Origin of the sequence: Rhodococcus sp. DMF-1 (genome assembly GCF_021441945.1) — a bacterium.
Classification (GTDB): Bacteria; Actinomycetota; Actinomycetes; order Mycobacteriales; family Mycobacteriaceae; genus Rhodococcus; species Rhodococcus ruber.
Window position 1 is genome coordinate 848,046 of sequence record NZ_CP090442.1, and the last position, 17,562, is coordinate 865,607.

The following is a 17,562-nucleotide window of genomic DNA, read 5'->3' on the forward strand; positions in this document are numbered from 1 at the left end:
CGAACATCTGGGATTCGGCCTCGGTTCCGCCGACGATCCCCGAGGGGTTGAATAGAGGAGACGGGCCGCTTCGGGAGGTGGTGGCGGTGAACGGGAACGGGGCTCCCGGGCCGGGTTCGGTGTTTGCCGGATACACCATCGAACGGCTGCTCGGCGCGGGCGGCATGGGGTCGATCTACCTCGCGCAGCACCCGCACCTGCCACGCAAGGTAGCCCTCAAACTGCTCCACCCGGTCCTGACCGCCGACGACAGCGTCAGGGCCCGCTTCGAACTCGAGGCCGACCACGCCGCGCGGCTCGAACACGCCAACATCGTCCAGGTCTACGACCGCGGCTGCGAGGACGGCCGGCTCTGGATCGCGATGCAGTACGTCCCCGGCACCACCGCCGCCGCGTTGCTCCGGCACGGCCCCGTCCCACCCGAGCGGGCAGTGCACATCGTCTGCGAGATCGGCAAGGCCCTGGACTATGCGCACCAGGCCGGGGTGCTGCACCGCGACGTGAAACCGACGAACATCCTGCTCGCCGAGCCCGCCGGTCCGGGCGAGCCCGAACGGGTCCTGCTCACCGACTTCGGCATCGCCAAGGCCCTCGACGAGGCGAGTGGGCTCACCCGCACGGGGACGTTCGTCGGCAGTCTGCAGAACGCCGCACCCGAGCAGTTCGACACCACCGTCGCGCTCGACCACCGCACCGACATCTACTCGCTCGGCTGCACCCTCTACCACCTGCTCACCGGCCGGCCCCCGTATTCCGGTGACACCCTGCCCAAGCTGTGGCACGGGCACGTCCGCAGCCCGATACCCCGGCCGAGCGAGGCCCGGCCCGACCTGCCGACCGCGTTCGACTCCGTCGTCGCGCGCGCGCTCGCGAAGGACCGCAACGACCGCTACGGCACCTGCCGGGAACTCACCGCCGCCGCCCGCGATGCCCTCGCCACCGAGGCCACGGCCACCGTCCCCACCCCGGTTCCCGGTGCGGCGGGCGACGACACGCTGGCCCGCACGGTGGCGGTGGACGCCGCGGCACCGACCCAGGTGGCCGCGACGCGGCGCGCCGCACGGCGCGGCGACAGTGCGGCACCCCTGCGGGTGGTGCTCGCCGACGACTCCGTACTCCTGCGCGAGGGCATCTCCCGGCTGCTGTGCGACGAGGGGATCGACGTCGTCGGCGAGGCCGGTGACGCCGCCACCCTGCTCGCTCTCGTCGCCGACGAACGTCCCGACGTCGCCGTCGTCGACATCCGGATGCCCCCGACCCACACCACCGAGGGCATCGGTGCCGCCGCGACCATCCGAGCCGACCACCCCGACACCGCGGTGGTGCTGCTGTCGCAGTACGTGGAAACCGACCATGTCATGAACCTGCTCGCCGACGGGGCCGCCGGCTTGGGCTACCTGCTCAAGGATCGGGTCGCCGACATCGACGAGTTCGTCGACACCCTGCACCGGGTCGCCGGGGGCGGTTCGGCCATCGACCCCAGCGTGGTGAGCCGGCTGGTGGCCCGCCCGCACCGCGACAGCCGTCCCATCGACACGCTCTCCACCCGCGAACGCGAGGTCCTCGCGCTCATGGCCGAGGGCCGCTCGAACCGGGCGATCGGGGCGGCCCTGTTCCTCGGGGAACGCACCGTCGAGGCGCACGTCCGGGCGATCTTCCTCAAGCTGGGTCTGCACCCCGAACCCGAGGACCACCGGCGCGTCCTCGCCGTGCTGAAGCACCTCGAGGCGACCACGCCCTGAGCCGTCCCGGGCACGGCCCGACCCTCGGAAACGGAAGGCCGGCGTGAGGTGCTCAGTCGGAAAGTTCGTCGAACAGGGTCGGCTCGTCCGGATTCTCGAACAGCTCGATCTGCTCGGGCGGGGACGACCGGCGCCGGCGCCGGCGTTTCCCGGTGGTGCCGGCCGGGGGCACGAGCAGCCGCATCGCCGCCGTGAGCGACCGGCAGGTCGATTCCCACTCCTGCGCCTTCGCCTCGGCCCGTGCGGTACCGGCGCCGTCCCCGGCCGCGGCGCGTCCCATCGCCTCGGCCTGCCAGCACACCTGCGCGTCCACGCTCATCCGCAGGAAGCGCAGCAGCTGGTCCGGTTCGTCGTCGGCCATGCGGGCCACCGTGCGGGGCTCGACCGCCACCTGTCCGTCGAGATGGAAGTCGCGCAGTGCCAGCAGCGTCAACGGAAGATCCGCCTCGGACTCCGCCGTCCACGGCGGCAGCTCGTCCGCGGGCGGCGGCACACCGTCGTGGTCGATCTCGTGCAGCAGCTCGCCGCCGAGACGGGTGCCGAACCCCTCGTCCAGTCCCTCGAGGAACTGCACGACCAGGTCGAGCGTGACCAGCAGGTGGGCCGGCACGAACGGCGACGCGGGCAGGTGTGCCGCCACCGCCACCCGGTCCTCGACCAGCACGAACTTCAGGTGCGGCCACCGCCGATTGAGGTCCGCGACGACCTCGGCGGCGCGGGTACGTCCGGTGATCTGGTGGACGATCGGGGCGAACACGTCGACGGTGCGCTCGTGCGGTCCGACACCGACGAACACAACCATCCCCGCGACCCGCAACGCCAGGTCGCCGTCCTCGTCCCACAGCGGGACGTCGCCGATCCGCTCGCGCAGTGTCGACTCGATCAGCTCGCGTACGTGCTCCTCGCCCGCCGTCTGGACGGCGAGGGGGAGCGCAGCCTGCGGCGGGATCTCCTCGGCCGGCGGGGGTAGCTCGAAGTCGGCCCGGCCGGTGCCGAACGTGTCGGTGCGCAGGAACAGCGGATGCGGCACCCCCCACACCCGCCGCAGCGCCGTCACCGCGACGGCCGCGAGCTGGTCCGCCCACGCCGCGGGCCGGTCCATCCAGTAGGCGGGCGACCCGCCGTCCTCCGGGTCGTCGGGTCCCCGGGACGGTGCGCGCCAGCCGAGCTCGGCGAGCAACGCCTCGTCGCCCGGGCCGAGACGACGATCGGGGTCGAGGTGGGCATTGGACGGCACCTCGCACCGAACCTGGCCCTCACCCCACGCGTAGAACTGCACGCACGGTCCGGCCGGGCCGGTGTCCTCCTCGACGAGTGGCTCGAGGACCAGCCCGTCGCCGTCGCTCATCGCCGCCACGTGGTCGGCGAGACGTGCCCGGAACTCGTTCCAGGACCGGTCGACGTCGCGGTCGAATCGGCTCTCGGTGTCGGTCACGATCCACCCCCTTTTCCGCTGTCGCGGGACCGTGTGACGACACTAGCCGGGGGGACCGACAGTCGCCGGGCGGGCAGCATCACTCGGTGGCGGGCCCGGAACATCCGGCCGCCCGGGTCGCCGTCGGCGCAGGCTGCGGGCAGCCGACCCGTCAGCGCAGGCTGCGGACGAACACCCCGATCGACGCGACGGCCCGTCCCGCCTCGGGCACGATGCCCGCCGCGGCCTGGAACACGTGCACCTGCCGCTCCCACACCTGCAGTTCGCAGTGCACACCCGCGCCCGCGAGACGCGCGGCCATCAGCTCGGCGTCGACGTACGTCATCTCCTCCGAACCGGTCTGGATGAGGGTGGGCGGCATGGCGGTCAGGTCGGCGTCGACCGGGGACACCGCGCGCGGACCAGGCCCGCCGGCGGCGGCGTCGATGCGGGCGATCACGTCGGCCAGGGCCGGAACGGCGCGGCGCGGGAACAGGGCGCACCGATACGAATTGGGATGCGCGAGCTTGCCGCGGGTGTCGAGGTCGGTCAGCGGCGAGAGCGCCACGTTGCCGGCCGGACGGCCGAGGCCCAGCCGCAGCGCCTCGAGCGTGACCTGGAAGGTGAGGAATCCACCCGCCGAGTCGCCGGCCACCACGATCCGCTCGGCCGGGTAGCCGTGCGCGATCAGCCACCGCAGCCCCTCGATGCCGTCCTCGACCGCGCTCTCGATCGGGTGCCCCGGCAGCATGCGGTAGGCGACGCTGAGCACGGGGGCCCCGGCTGCCGACGAGATGCGGGAGACCATCTGCCGGTGGGTGGTCAGCCCGCACACCAGGAACGCCCCGCCGTGCAGGTACAGGATCGCGGTGGAGCCGTCGGCGCCCGGCGCGGCGAGGAACTCGGCGCGGCAGGACGGCAGCCGCACCGCATGCCGGTGCGTGCCGGGGACCGGCTTGAGGGGGAACGCGAGCCGGTCGACCACGCCCGTCGGCCAGGGCAGGTGCGGGGCACGCGCCCACGCGTCGATGACCGGCTTGACGGTGCTGCGCACCGAGAACGTCAGGGCCTGCGACGGCATGCTCACCCCGGCGATCTCACGCCGCAGCACCGGCCGCGGCACGGGCGGATACGACAACGAAGGATGGTTCGACGCGGTGCTCGTCACCGGGACCTCCTCGTCCTCGTCCGCTCGGGCGGAGCTGCACTCGTCGTCGGCTCCGGCTCGTCCTCCGCGGCCCGTCCGCCGTGGCTTTCGCAACGTTCGTCCGGGTCGGTTGATCGACAGTACGACGACGATCCGCCGGGGCGAAGCACCGTGACTCGATGGAGACCGGACATCGAGGTTTTCGCAGGTCGCAGGCCTTTCTGTTACCGATTCGGTACGGCATGGGCGGGGCCGACGTACGATCCATCCCAGCATGCGACGGCGGACGAAAGGGGGCAGTCCCCGTGGGGTACATGCCGGTGACGGACTCGATGTTCCTGCTCGCCGAGTCGCGGGAGCGCCCGATGCACTTCGGTTCGCTGGAACTGTTCACCCCGCCGCCCGACGCCGGACCGGGGTACGTCACCGACCTCTACAACCGGCTCGTCGCCGACGCGCACGTCGACGAGCTGTTCCGCAAGCGACCGGCCGATCCGGTGTCGAGTCTCGGCTACACCTGGTGGACCGTCGACGACGAGATCGATCTCGAGTACCACGTCCGGCACTCGGCGTTGCCGGCACCGGGGCGGATCCGCGAGCTGTTCACCCTCGTCTCCCGCCTGCACAGTGGGCTGCTCGACCGGCACCGGCCCCTGTGGGAGGCGCACCTGATCGAAGGGCTCGCCGACGGCCGGTTCGCCGTCTACACGAAGATGCACCACGCGCTGCTCGACGGGGTCTCGGGGCTGCGGCTGCTGCAGCGCACCTACACCGTCGACCCGAGTGTGCGCGACTTCCCGGCGCCGTGGCACCTGCCGCCCCGCCCCCGATCCGGGAACGGATCCGGGACGCCAGAGCGGACGTCGACCGTCGGTACGGTGCGCTCCGTGGCCGGTGACGTGATCAGTGCGGCACCCGTCGCGCTGCGGATCGCGCGGACCGTGCTCGGCGGGCGCCGCGTCGCACTGCCGTACGAGGCCCCGCGGTCGATGTTCAACGTCCCGATCGACGGCACGCGACGTTTCGCGGCGCAGTCCTGGAGCCGCGCACGCATCACCCGGGTGCGGCGCGCGGCCGGTGTGTCGAGCAACGACGTCGTCGTCGCCATGTGCGCCGGGGCCATCCGCGCGTACCTCCTCGAACGGCAGGCGCTGCCCGAGACCCCGCTGATCGCGATGGTCCCGGTGTCGCTACGCGCGAAGGACACCCCCGAATCGGCCTCGGGCGGCAACAGCGTCGGGGTCACGCTGTGCAACCTCGGCACCCATCTCGAGGATCCACTCGCCCGGCTGTCGACGGTCAGCGACTCGATGGCGGAGGGCAAGACCCTGTTCGGTGGCATGACACCGCTGCAGGCGACGGTGTGGTCGGCGCTCAACATCGCCGGACTCGCGCTGGCACCGATCTCGGGCGCGGTCGCCCTGGCGCCGCCACCGTTCAACCTCATCATCTCCAACGTGCCGGGACCTCGGGAACCGGTGTACCGGGGTGGATCCCGGCTCGACGGCATCTATCCCGTGTCGGTCGTGCTCAGCGGTCAGGCGCTCAACATCACGCTGACCAACACCGCGGACACCGTCGACTTCGGCGTGGTCGGGTGCCGCCGCACCGTCCCCGCACTGCAGCGACTGCTGGGACATCTCGAGGACGCCCTCACGGAACTCGAACTCGCACTAGATATTTCGTGAGCGGTGTCAGTCCCGCAGCGACGAGCTGCGCGGGTCCTGGGGTGTCGAACCCCGCGCGCCCGTGCTGTGTAGGACGTCGACGAGTTCGCCTTCGAGCGCCACGAACTCCGGAGACGTCAGCGCGTCCAGGCCCCGGGGGCGCGGCAGCGGCACCGACACCTCGTGGCACACCCGCGCCGGGCGGGGCGTGAGCACCAGCACCCGATCCGACAGCAGCAGCGCCTCCCGCACGTCGTGGGTGATCATCAGCACCGTCCAGCGGTCGCGCTGCCACACCTGCTGCAGCCACAACTGCATCTCGGTGCGGGTCAGCGAATCCAGGGCGCCGAACGGTTCGTCCAGCAGCAGCACGTCGCGGCCCTGCAGGACGGTCCGCGCGAGTGCCGCACGCTGCCGCATCCCACCCGAGAGCTGCCGCGGCGCGGCCTCCTCGAACCCGGCGAGACCGAAGGCGGGGAACAACTTTCGTGCCCGGTCCCGCGCCTCACCGCGGGGCGTGCCCTGGACCTCGAGGCCGAGCGCGCAGTTGTCGAGCACGCTGCGCCACGGGAACAGCAGATCCTTCTGCGGCATCAGCGCGGCGCGTCCCGGTGCGGCCGGCCGACCGGCGACCGTGACGGCGCCGGTGTCGGGCACGTCGAGGCCGGCGACCAGCCCGAACAGGGTGGACTTGCCGCAGCCGCTCGGGCCGATGAGCGAGACGAACTCGCCGTCGGCCACCGCGAACTCGGCGCCGTCGAGGACGGTGCGCCCATCGAACGCCTTGTGCACGCCGGTGACGGCGACGGCGTTCACCGCAGGCTCCTCGTCGCCAGCGCCCACGGGGCCACCACCCGCTCGGCGGCATAGGTGAGCAGGTACAACGCGAGGGAGAGCACCGCGGTGACGAGCACCGCCGCGAGTACCAGATCGGTCCGGAACGAGTTCTTCTGGGTGCTCATGTAGATCCCGAGTCCCGACGTGGCGCCGACGTACTCGGCGAAGACCGCGCCGACCACGGCGTAGGTGACCCCGATGCGCAGCGCCGTGAAGAATCGGGGCAGCGCCGACGGGAGCCGCACGTACCGGAACTCCTGCCGACGCGAGGCGCCCATGCTGCGCAGCAGCGCCCCCGCCTCCCGGTCCGCGGCCGCGAAGCCCTCGATCAGGCCGATCGCCATGGGGAAGAACGTGGCGAGCGCGATCACCAGGATCTTCGGCAGCAGCCCGAATCCGAACCAGATGATCATCAGTGGCGCGATCGCGATGATCGGCAGGGTCTGCGACACCACGAACAGCGGCACCAGGGCCCGGCGCAGCCACGGCGAGAAGTCCACGACGATCGCCAGCGCCCAGGCGACCGCCAGGGACACCGCGAAGCCGACGAGCGTGACCTGCAGCGTCGACCAGGCGTGACCGGCGATGTCGGTGCGGTGCGCCCACCCCTGCTCGAGGACCCGGGCGGGGGAGGGCAGCACCTGCGGGCGGATGCCGCTGACCGCCACGTACAGCTGCCAGCCGAGGGCCAGCGCGGCGACGGTCAGCGCGGCCGGGGCCACGCGCCGCGCCCAGGAATTGCGGGTGGGGTCAGGGGGTGAGGTAGTCATCGGTGAAGTAGGTCGACCAGTCCGGCTCGGTGGTCAACGGTGCGCCGTCGGGACCGGAGAGCAGGCCCTTCTCGAACAGGAACCGGGAGTACCCGGTCCATCGCTCGAGGGTGAGGGTGCCGACGCGGCCGTTCTCGTCGCGCAGGTAGTCGGTCGACAGCATCCGCTGGCTCTCGTAGACGAGGTCCTCGTCGGAGAAGGCCCCCGGGTTCGCCTCGATCAGCGCGCGAGCGCCGCGGTCGGGGTCCTGCGCGGCGATCTCGTAGCCCCGCTGGACGGCCTGCACGAAGGCCCGGGCCTGGTCCGGGTGTTCGGCCAGCCAGTCCTCGTTGCCGTCGACCACGATCGCGTAGGCGTCGGGGAACCCGTAGTCGGTGTAGCGGAAGTAGCGCATCGGCAGCCCGCGGTGCTCGGCCTCGATGCCCTCCCATGCCAGGTAGGAGACGGTGAAGTCGGCGGTGCCGGAGTACACGGCCTCGTACGCGGAGGTGCCGAGGGTGACCGAGGTGAAGTCGCCGCGCCCGCCGTCGTTGCGGATCACCTGGGCGAGCGTCTCCTCGTCGCCCGGGTCGCCGAAGCCCGCATAGGTGCGGGAGTCGAGGTCCGCGGGCCGGGTCAGGTCGGCGCGGTCCGCCTTGACGGCGATGCCGGTCGCCCAGTGCTGCAGCGGCGCGAGCACCGAGACGGTGCGCGAGCCGGCCGCCCGGGAGAACGTCGCCTGCGCCTGCGTGGAGATGCCGAACTCGGCGTTGCCGGCGTCGACGAGGGTGTCCGGGGTGGTGTTGTTGTAGGGCAGGAACTCGACGTCGAGACCGGCGTCGGCGAACAGGCCCTCCTGCTGGGCGACGTACAGGCCGGTGTGGTTGGTGTTCGGCGTCCAGTCCAGGGCGAATCGGATGGTGTCGCCGGACTCGTCGCCGTTCCCGGCGCAGGACGCGGTGAGCAGCAGCGCGGCGGTGACGGCGGCCAGGACGGTGAACCGGCGGCGCAGCCGGGGGAGCGTGGTCATGAGGCCGGCCACTCCTGGGTGTTGAGCGCGGTGTCCCAGAACAGCAGCTCGTAGCGGGTGGCGATGGTGAACGCCTCGGCCATGGCGTCGCGCTCGGCGTCGGTGGCGGCTGCCGCCGCGGCGTCGACGAGGTCACGGGCGCCGGCGACCGCGGCATGGAACTCGGGCGCGTCGTAGGTGGTGACCCACTGGGCGTAGGGGTGGGCGGGATCCGCGGCGAGCACGTCGGCGGCGCGGACGGCGAGGTCGCGGCCGACCTCGGCGTAGATCCAGAAACAGGGGAGTACCGCGGCGGCGCCCACCGGATACGGGTCGGTGGCGACGGTGGCGGTGAGATAGGAGACGTAGCCGAGGCAAGCGGGCGAGTGCGCGGGGGTGTCCTCGGCGGGCGGCAGGACGCCACCGGTCAGCAGACCCCGGTGCAGGGCGGATTCCTCGGTGGCGGCCGTGGCCGCGCTGTTCGCCCAGAACGCGGCGGTGCCCGGGTCCGGGGCCTTCGCCGCGAGCAGGGCGAGTGCCTTGGCGTACCCGGCGAGGTACAGGGCGTCCTGCTCGATGTAGAAGCGGAACGCGTCGAGCGGCAGCGTCCCGTCGCCGAGGCGGCGCAGGAACTCGAGGTCGTCGATGGCCTCGCGCAGGACCTTGGTCCGGTCCCACAGCAGATCGGTGAAGCGGTCGGTCCCTGCCGGGACCGACGCGCGGGCAGGCATGGTCATGCCAGGACATCCCTTCGTCAGCATTACCTGATCAGGTTCGACGGGTGTGATCTCAGCCCCGCGCATGTGCGGAGCACCCCGTGTCTACGGAGCCGACGATAGCACTCGGCGCAGACCGCCTCCGCCGCCCGGGCCACCGGGCTCCGCATGCAACCTGTCTGTTGTTGGTACCTTGGCCCGAGACCGTTCGTTCGGGAGGAACCGTGGACGCCGAGACGCTCATCGTCGGCTGCAAGTACGGCGACGTACGCGGCTACCGCGACGGCTCCGTCTACACGTGGAAGGGAGTCCCGTACGCCGCGCCGGCGTCCGGCGACCTCCGGTTCCGCGCCCCCGAACCGCCGGAGCCGTGGACCGACGTGCTCGACGCGCGGCGCTTCGGGCCCATCGCGCCGCAGGGACGCAACAACCCGATCCCCATCGATCCGGGGCTGACGATCGGTGAGGACTGCCTCTCGTTGAACATCTGGGCGCCGGAGCCGGACGGGGAGCCCCGGCCGGTGATGGTGTGGATCCACGGCGGCGCCTACGTCCTCGGTTACTCGGGTCAGCGGATCTACGACGGACGGTTGCTCGCCGAGCGCGGCGACGTCGTCGTGGTGACGGTCAACTACCGGCTCGGCGCGCTCGGGTTCCTCGACTTCTCGTCGTTCTCGACCGCCGGGACCACCTTCGAATCCAATGTGGGGCTGCGCGATCAGATCGCCGCGCTCGAGTGGGTCCGCGACTGCATCTCCGCGTTCGGAGGCGACCCCGACCGGGTCACCGTGTTCGGCGAGTCGTCGGGTGGCGGGTCGCTGACCACACTGATGACCGTGCCCCGCGCCGAGGGTTTGTTCCACCGGGCCATCGCGCAGAGCCCGCCGGCGACGTCGGCGTACGGGTCCGAGCGGGCTGCGCGGGTCGCCGAGCGGTACCTCGAGATCCTCGACCTCACCCCGGCGCGGGTGTGGGCGCTGCGGGACATGCCGCACGAGGCGCTGACCGATGCGGGGGACGTGCTCGTCGGCGAGATCCCCACGAAGTTCCCCGGCACGCTCGCGATGGCGCCCGTGGTCGATCGCGACCTGGTGCCGAAGTATCCGGTGGCGGCGTTCCAGAAGGGGCTCGCGCACCGGATCCCCCTGATCATCGGCTCCAACAAGGACGAGCCGTCGATCTTCCGCTTCATGAAGTCGCCGTTGATGCCGGTGAGCGACGCCTCCGTGCAGGCGATGCTCGACGCCCTCGCCGAGGACCACCCGGAGTTGCCGCCCGACCGCATCGCGGAGATCATCTCCGCGTACCCGGATGTCACGAAAACGTCCGGGGCGATGGCTCTTTCGCGGGACGCGGGGTTCCGGATGCCGGTGGTGTGGATCGCCGACGCGCACAGCGCCCACTCGCCGACGTGGGTGTACCGGTTCGACCATGCGACCCCGATGCTCAAGGCGGCACGGATCGGTGCCGGCCATGCCACCGAACTGCCCTACGTCTTCGGCAATTTCGGGACGCTCGATCGCGATCCCACGTTCTGGCTCGGCGGGCGCAAGGCTGCGACGACGATCTCGGGCCGGATCCAGCGTCGCTGGCTGGCCTTCGCGCACCACGGCGTGCCGGCCGCCCTGGACGGATCCCGGCACTGGGCGCCGTACGACACCGACAAGCGCATGACCCTCCTGATCGACAACACCGACACCCTCGTCCCGGACCCCGACAAGATACTGCGCGAGGTGTGGGGCGACCAGGTGATGGGCTTCAGCTGACCGCTCGGGGGGCGGCCGAATGTGACATTCCGTCGGTCTGAGGGGTTGTTGCAGAATCGTGGGTCGGCCCCGTCATGTCACGGCGGGGCTGACCTGCGGTTTCGTGTAGAATCCGTTGGTGGCCAAAGGATATCGACCCGTCGATCGTGACCAGCAGTTCCTGATCCCCCCGGACATGCGCGACTGGCTCGGCACCGACCATCCCGTGTGGACGGTCATCGACATCATCGACCGGATCGACACCACCGCATTCCATCGGACCGCCAAGACCGGTGGCGCCGGCCGTGCCGGCTACCACCCGGACATGCTGCTCACCTTGCTGGTGTGGGCCTGGTCCCGCGGGGAACGCTCCTCCCGCCGCATCGAACGGCTGTGCACCGAGGACGTGGCCTACCGGGTGATCTGCGCCCAGGACATCCCCGATCACGTGACGATCGCCCGGTTCCGCAAAACCCACGCCACCGCCTGCGAAGACCTGTTCACCCAGGTCCTGCTGCTGGCTGCAGCCCTGGGACTGGGCCGGCTGGAGACCATCGCGTTGGACTCGGTCAAGATCGCCTCCAACGCCTCGGCCGGCGCCAACCGCACCGAATCGTCGGTGCGGGCCGAAGCCGCCGCCCACGCCCGAGCAGTGGCGGCGGCAGCGGTGGCCGCGCATGCGGCCACCGATGCCGCCGAAGACGAACCCCACGATCACGGCGACCGCGGTCCCGGTTCGGTCCCACCGGCGTTGACCGACCCCCGGTCACGGGCAGCGCGGATCAGCGAGGCGATCGCCGCACTCGACGCTGCCCGCGCCGCCGACGAGCAGGCCCGGGCCGACAAGGACACCTCGGCCCGTCTGTATCTCGAGCAGGCCCGCGGCGGGCAGATGCCGATGGGTGCCCCGCCCGCCTCGGCGGCGGTCGCGGCAGCGGAACTGGCGTTGGAGAAGACCCTGGCTGCCCATGCCGCGAAAGTTCGGCGGTACGAGCAGCGGCGGGCCGAAGCGGCAGCGAAAGGCCACCGATACGGTGGCTGGGTGATCCGGCCGGCCGGGCAGGACCCGAAGGTGATCAAGGCCCGGGCACGTCTGGCTCGTGCCACCGCCGCAGCGGCGGCGGCGACTGCGGTCGCGGCGGCACGAGCCGATGCCGACACCGAGGGCCGGCCCGAGCGGGTGGTCAACACCACCGACCCGGAGTCCGGGTTGCAACCGTTGCGTGGTGGCGGCTGGGTGCAGGGGTTCAACTGTCAGGCCGTGACCAGCGGTGACGGGCTGATCATGGCGGTGTCGGTGGCGGCCAATCCCACCGATGCGCCGACGTTCGTGCCGATGATGCAGGCGGCGGTGGCCGCTGCCGGGTCGATCATCGCTGCCCGCCCCACCGGCACCGCCGATACGGACGGCACCGACGGCACCGACGGCGAGGGGATCGGGATGCTGCTCGCCGATGCCGGGTACTTCTCCGAAGCCAACATCACCGCGCCGGGACCGGACCGGTTGATCGCCCGCGGCAAGGCCCGCCACCTCGAACACGCGGCCCGGCACACACCGGTGTCTGGGCGGCGCCGGTCGAGGCTTCACCGGTCGAGGTGATGGCCCACCGGTTGCGCACCGAGGAGGGAATCGCCACCTACCGCAAGCGTTCTCACATTGCCGAGACTCCGTTCGGGCATGCCAAACACAATCTGAATTTTCGGCGGTTCACCGGCCGGGGACTGGTCCGTGCCCGTGGTGAGTGGAGTTTTCATGCCGCGGTGCACAACATCGGCAAGATCCTCGCTGCGGTGGGTGGGGGCGGGTTGCCGGCCGCTGTGTGAGGCGGTGGTCCCGGGGCGGGAGACCCCGCCCCGGGACCGGCGCTTTGGTTCGCGGTCGCGGACCCTCGGCGATTTCGCAACAGCCCGCTGACCGACGCGATGTGACATTCGGCCACTCCCGACGGTGGTGGGAACTGGTCTTACCACTTGACCTCTGTCCGGATGGGGGCTTACGGTCGGGTCGTGATGTTCGAGCCGATCGCCCGCAAGTCCGCCTCCGGCGAGGTGTACGACCAGATCGCCGCCCGGGTGCTCGGCGGCGACCTCGCCGCCGGGGTGTCGCTGCCGAGCGAACGCCACCTCGCCGAGGCGTTCGGAGTGTCGAGACCCGCTGTGCGAGAAGCCCTCTCTCGGCTCGCGCACGCCGGGCTGGTGGAGGTGCGCCAGGGGGAGGCGACCTCGGTGCGCGATTTCCGCACCCAGGCCGGGCCGGAACTGCTGCCGCGGCTGCTCGTGCGCGACGGTCGGCCCGACTGGGGTGTCGTCCGCAGCGTCCTCGAAGCCAGGCAACTCATCGGCCGTCAGGTCGCCCGCCTCGCGGCCACCCGCGCGACGGACGAGACGCAACCCCGATTGCGCGAGTCCGTGGCACGCCTCGCCGCGGGGGACGACCCCGTCACGCTGCAGGTCGCCGCCCTCGAATTCTGGGAACACGTCGTCGACGCCGCCGACTCCCTCGCGTTCCGGCTGATCTTCAACAGCCTGCGCAACGCGTACGAGCCGGCCATGACCGCGATGGCCGGGGTGCTGATCGTCGAGGTCGGGCGCGCCGACCTCTACGAACGGCTCGCCGACGCGATCGTCGCGTGCGACGAGGACGGCGCCGAGCACGCCGCCGGCGAACTGCTCGACCTGGGCACGTCGGCCCTGACCACCGCCATCGACCAGGCCGAACACGGAGAGGCGAGGAACCGGACATGAGCACGAATCGGACCGAGGGACGGGGCCGTCGCGCCTCGATCGGCCTGCGGGACGCCGCCGTCGAGTTCGTGCGGCACCCGTCGCCGTGGATGATCGGCGGGTTGCTCGCTGCTGCGGTCGTCGCACGGATACTCGTCGGCGACTGGCAGGTCACCGACGCGCTGGTCCCGCTGGTCGCCCTGCTGGTGTTCCCGCTGGTGGAGTGGGTCATCCACGTCGGCATCTTGCACTGGCGGCCGCGCCGGATCGGTGGGCTGACGCTCGACTCGCTGCTGGCGCGCAAGCATCGCGAACACCACAGCGATCCGCGCGACGTGCCGCTGGTCTTCATCCCCTGGCAGACCCTGGCGTGGCTGCTGCCGGTGCTCGTCCTCGTCGCGTGGCTGGTCTTCCCCCGGCCCGGACTGGGACTGACATTCCTGGTGACGCTCGGTGTCCTGGGCCTGACCTACGAGTGGATGCACTACCTCATCCACACGGACTACCGCCCCGGCTCGCGGCCCTACCGCGCGGTGTGGCGCCATCACCGGCACCACCATTTCAAGAACGAGCACTACTGGTTCACCGTCACCACCGCCGGCACCGCCGACCGGATTCTCGGCACCGAGCCGGACCCGGCCACGGTCGAGACCTCGCCGACCGCCCGGAACCTGCACGCGACCCGGTGATCCGGTGCGCGAACCGCGCTCGCGGGGAGGTTGCCGGCGAGAGGCGGTGACCTTGTGATGCCGTCGCCGAAACCGTGCACCGGGTAGCATCCCCAGAACCAGCATCCAGACCAGGGAGGGGCTGTGGCGAGCGATTTCTCCGTCGGTGACCATGTCCGGTGGAACTCCGAAGCCGGATACGTCGAGGGCGTCATCATCGCAAAGCACACCGAGGACGTGGAGTTCAAGGGACGTACTCGGCGGTGCAGTGAAAGTCACCCTCAGTACGAGATCAAGAGCGACAAGACCGATCACATCGCGATGCACAAGGGCGATGCACTCACCAAGCTGTAGCGCACCCGAATATCGATGAGCATGATCGACGCTGTCCGTGAGGCAGTCCTCGCCATCCCTCCGGGCTCGGTGGCCTCCTACGGAGACATCGGCAGGAGAATCGGGGCAGGTCCACGACAAGTGGGCCGAGCGATGGGCATGCTCGACGACAACATTCCCTGGTGGCGAGTCGTCTACGCCGACGGAACAACGGCCTCGTGTCACGGCGGTCGTGCGTGGGCACTGCTCCTCGAGGAGGGCACCCCCGTCTCGGGGAAGCGGGTAGACATGCAACGTGCTCGGCAGCGAGGGACGGCCTGACGATCGCCCCGACGCTGCCGGTCGGATGTCCGATTCCGGCCCCGCCTCGCGGCTGCAGCGAGCCGGGGTCACTGCTGCTCGGCGGTCTCGCGTCGGGTGCCTGTCGAGGCCGTGTGCCGGTGACTCGGCTCGGGAACGACGCGACGCTCCATGTCGTGCAGGCGCCGACAGTCCGGGCAGGCCACCCCTTCCTGGGTCGGTCGACCCGGCTTCGGTTCGTCCCGGCAGTGGCCGCACCCTCAGCCGCTTTCCGGCCGCGAGGGCATGCGCTGTGCCGTGACGGTCCCGGTGGAGCCGATGGCGGGGGCGAGCCGAAACAGTCCGGCCGCGGCGAGAAGATGCCACAGCGCGTGGCCCTGAAGGATACTGCTCGGCCGGCAGAGCGACGTCCGGTCGCCGAGGGTGCCCAGCACGGCACCGGACGCGAGGAGCAGTGCCGCGACGATCGTCGACCGCCGCAGGTCCGGACGGATGCGGGCGCGGTCGAGCGCGAGTCCGACTGCGACGACGGCCAGCAGCGCCTGCACGCCGGTGGAGACCGACGGCCCGGCGGCCACGACGGGAACCATCAGCAGCGGAACGACGCGCCACCACCACGGCGACAGCCGGGAGCCGAACCGGTCGGAGGCGGCGTCGACGGCGACGTAGGCGAGCAGTGTCGCAAGCGGGAGGTCGTGTGCGTACGCCTGCCACGGTGGGTTCGGTCCGTGCGCGACGAGGGATCCGGCGCCGACCGCGACGACGAGCAGGCCGTAGGTGACGCTCGCCGTGCCCCGGCGTGCGAGGACCGCGAGGCCGGCGACCACGAAGGCCAGGCTGCTGACGGTGGCCGCGGGCTGGCCGACGAGACCTGTGCCCCGATACAGCTCGCAGGCGTTCGCCAGCATCATGGTTCGAGGCTAGCCGCCGCGGGCCGGTCGCAGACGTGCGCAATGGAACGGGGAATGGGATGCCGCCACCGGTCCGGGACGCGACGCGGTGCCCGTTTCGGGCGGGCTGCGCGGATCGGGAGCGAACGCGTGTGCCCGCCCGGCGGACGGCCGGTCGGACATACAGCCCGCATGCAGTCGGTGGACGGGACCGACCGGGTCTCGGATGAGTAAACAGCATGTCCGCCAGCGCGAGTCGGAGTTGAATGGAGACCCCAGGGGTAGTGGAACTCGACAACGACCAATCCCAAGTCATGGTTCACCGTCGCCCGTCCCGGTTGCGACCTGTACGGGCGGCGCAGCGGTTCGGGGTGCACGATGAGCGAAGCGGTGACAGAGCTCCCGGGGAGAAGGCGTGAGCCTGTCGAACCCCGATGGGACCCGTCCGTCCTCGGCGACGAGACTCGTGGCGACGGTGTGACGCTCCGGCGTCTTCTCGCGGTGGCCGCGCTGACCCGAGCGCAGACCGCACTGCTCGTCGACGATCTGATCTGCCGGGTCGAACGCCGTCAGCGCGGCGGTCCGAGCCGGCTGCGGGACGACGCCGTGACGGTGTCCGAGACCGGACGGCTCACGATCGCATGGAACGGGAGCGCGACGGACGGGCACGCAGCCGACGAGTCGGTGGCGAGGCTGCTCGGCAGCATCGTGACGAGCTGCCGCTGTCCGGAATGGGCCGACCGGGTGAGCGAATCGATCGGCGAAGCAACAGATCTCGAGGACCTGATGCACCGGGTTCGTCGCGTGGTCGCAGCCGACCGCGACCCGGCCGAGGAGTCCCGGGTGCGGAGCCAGCTCGCCGCGCTCGTCGCGGTGGTGGCGGGGCGCCGCGTTCCGGACGATCCGGTGGTGGCGCGGGCGGCTGCACCGCGGGGCCCGGGCAGCGGGGCCGGAACGTCCCTCGCACCGGCCGGCTGGTATCCACCGGCCGGCAGTGGGTGGCATCGCCGGCGGAGACGGCCGTCGCGACGGCAGGGGGTTCTCGGTCTCGTCGCACTCCTGATTCTCGTCGGGACGCTGTGGGCGGCACCGCGGGTGTGGGCGGAGCTGCGCCGCGGCTGGGATGCCGTCCTCAACCCGGTGGATACGGCGGAGCCGAACCGGATCGAGCCGGTCTCGCCTCCGCCGCCCGAACCCGTGGGCGGTCGAGACGAGCCGGCAGCAAGCGCAGGCACGACGGCCCCCGGACCGGTCCAGGTCGGTGCGCCGGCAAGCGCGGGACCGATCAGGCTGGTCACCGCCACCTTCGCCAACGGCGAGTGCGCGCCCGGACGCATGTGCGCCGTCCGCGTCGACGTACACCTCGACTCCGCGGCACGTGTCGGCACCGTGACCTGGGCGCTGAACGTCTACGACAGATGTTCCGGCGCGGTCGGCGCGAGCGCCGAGGTCTCGCTGGCCGCCCAGCCGGGCGATGAGGAGGTGTACGGAATCAGCTGGGCGGATCTGCCACCCGGTGGGGCGCTGGCTGTCGCCGCGGTGACCAGCGCCCCGGCAACAGCCGCCTCGGAGCCGCTGTCGGTGCCCGCCGAGAACGCGACCTGCTGAGGCGGCGGAGGAG

General features: G+C 71.4%; 15 protein-coding genes, 1 pseudogene and 1 riboswitch. Of the genes and pseudogenes, 9 read left to right on the forward strand and 7 right to left on the reverse strand.

The genetic code is table 11. The annotated features are described in order from the left end of the window. Positions 1–77 precede the first annotated feature (77 nt). Positions 78–1,742: a protein kinase domain-containing protein gene (locus LZP97_RS03935; RefSeq protein WP_017680396.1), complete on the forward strand. Its 1,665-nt coding sequence runs from the start codon at positions 78–80 to the stop codon at positions 1,740–1,742. A 52-nt stretch (positions 1,743–1,794) separates the two neighbouring features. On the opposite strand, the gene LZP97_RS03940 is transcribed toward LZP97_RS03935, so the two are convergent. Continuing rightward, positions 1,795–3,177 (reverse strand): T3SS (YopN, CesT) and YbjN peptide-binding chaperone 1, encoded by a 1,383-nt coding sequence (locus tag LZP97_RS03940; protein ID WP_048772915.1) that lies wholly within the window; start codon positions 3,175–3,177, stop codon positions 1,795–1,797. Positions 3,178–3,328: 151 nt separating this feature from the next. Next, entirely contained in the window at positions 3,329–4,324 is a 996-nt protein-coding gene (locus LZP97_RS03945) for an alpha/beta hydrolase (protein ID WP_048772913.1), read from the reverse strand. Positions 4,325–4,617: 293 nt separating this feature from the next. On the opposite strand from LZP97_RS03945, the gene LZP97_RS03950 reads away from it, so the two are divergent. Beyond that, entirely contained in the window at positions 4,618–5,991 is a 1,374-nt protein-coding gene (locus tag LZP97_RS03950; RefSeq protein ID WP_048772909.1) for a WS/DGAT/MGAT family O-acyltransferase, read from the forward strand. Positions 5,992–5,997: 6 nt separating this feature from the next. Here the strand turns inward: LZP97_RS03950 and LZP97_RS03955 are convergent, their stop codons facing one another. The 4 genes from LZP97_RS03955 to LZP97_RS03970 all read right to left on the reverse strand — a co-directional run bounded on the left by LZP97_RS03955 (position 5,998) and on the right by LZP97_RS03970 (position 9,302). Further along, positions 5,998–6,786, reverse strand: a complete 789-nt coding sequence (locus LZP97_RS03955) for an ABC transporter ATP-binding protein (protein WP_010595807.1) — start codon at positions 6,784–6,786, stop codon at positions 5,998–6,000. Beyond that, positions 6,783–7,577 (reverse strand): ABC transporter permease, encoded by a 795-nt coding sequence (locus tag LZP97_RS03960; RefSeq protein ID WP_026137675.1) that lies wholly within the window; start codon positions 7,575–7,577, stop codon positions 6,783–6,785. The genes LZP97_RS03955 and LZP97_RS03960 overlap by 4 nt, the downstream gene beginning before the upstream one ends. Beyond that, positions 7,558–8,586, reverse strand: coding sequence for an ABC transporter substrate-binding protein (locus tag LZP97_RS03965; protein ID WP_010595809.1), 1,029 nt, complete (start codon positions 8,584–8,586; stop codon positions 7,558–7,560). Before LZP97_RS03965 ends, LZP97_RS03960 begins: the two co-directional genes overlap by 20 nt. Beyond that, the gene (locus LZP97_RS03970) at positions 8,583–9,302 is read right to left on the reverse strand and encodes a TenA family protein (RefSeq protein WP_017680393.1); all 720 of its coding nucleotides are present in this window, start codon (positions 9,300–9,302) and stop codon (positions 8,583–8,585) included. Before LZP97_RS03970 ends, LZP97_RS03965 begins: the two co-directional genes overlap by 4 nt. After that, positions 9,295–9,393, reverse strand: a riboswitch (TPP riboswitch). Its footprint overlaps the gene before it by 8 nt. A 112-nt stretch (positions 9,394–9,505) precedes the next feature. Here LZP97_RS03970 and LZP97_RS03975 point away from each other — a divergent pair. The 6 genes and pseudogenes from LZP97_RS03975 (at position 9,506) to LZP97_RS04000 (ending at position 15,072) form a co-directional block, all read left to right on the forward strand. Next, complete coding sequence (locus tag LZP97_RS03975) at positions 9,506–11,047, forward strand: carboxylesterase/lipase family protein (protein ID WP_010595811.1); 1,542 nt, start codon at positions 9,506–9,508, stop codon at positions 11,045–11,047. Positions 11,048–11,165: 118 nt separating this feature from the next. Continuing rightward, positions 11,166–12,850, forward strand: a pseudogene (locus LZP97_RS03980) (transposase). 186 nt (positions 12,851–13,036) lie between these two features. Further along, on the forward strand, positions 13,037–13,771 hold the full coding sequence (locus LZP97_RS03985; RefSeq protein WP_040275960.1) for a FadR/GntR family transcriptional regulator: 735 nt from the start codon (positions 13,037–13,039) through the stop codon (positions 13,769–13,771). Then, positions 13,768–14,439: a sterol desaturase family protein gene (locus LZP97_RS03990; protein WP_010595813.1), complete on the forward strand. Its 672-nt coding sequence runs from the start codon at positions 13,768–13,770 to the stop codon at positions 14,437–14,439. Before LZP97_RS03985 ends, LZP97_RS03990 begins: the two co-directional genes overlap by 4 nt. Before the next feature lie 123 nt (positions 14,440–14,562). After that, complete coding sequence (locus LZP97_RS03995; protein ID WP_040275852.1) at positions 14,563–14,772, forward strand: DUF2945 domain-containing protein; 210 nt, start codon at positions 14,563–14,565, stop codon at positions 14,770–14,772. A gap of 21 nt (positions 14,773–14,793) precedes the next feature. Continuing rightward, positions 14,794–15,072, forward strand: a complete 279-nt coding sequence (locus LZP97_RS04000) for an MGMT family protein (protein WP_230831839.1) — start codon at positions 14,794–14,796, stop codon at positions 15,070–15,072. A 239-nt stretch (positions 15,073–15,311) separates the two neighbouring features. Here the strand turns inward: LZP97_RS04000 and LZP97_RS04005 are convergent, their stop codons facing one another. After that, positions 15,312–15,962 (reverse strand): hypothetical protein, encoded by a 651-nt coding sequence (locus LZP97_RS04005; protein ID WP_040275857.1) that lies wholly within the window; start codon positions 15,960–15,962, stop codon positions 15,312–15,314. Positions 15,963–16,418: 456 nt separating this feature from the next. Here LZP97_RS04005 and LZP97_RS04010 point away from each other — a divergent pair, with 456 nt between their 5' ends. Further along, positions 16,419–17,549, forward strand: a complete 1,131-nt coding sequence (locus LZP97_RS04010) for a hypothetical protein (RefSeq protein ID WP_010595817.1) — start codon at positions 16,419–16,421, stop codon at positions 17,547–17,549. The last annotated feature ends 13 nt before the right edge of the window (positions 17,550–17,562 follow it).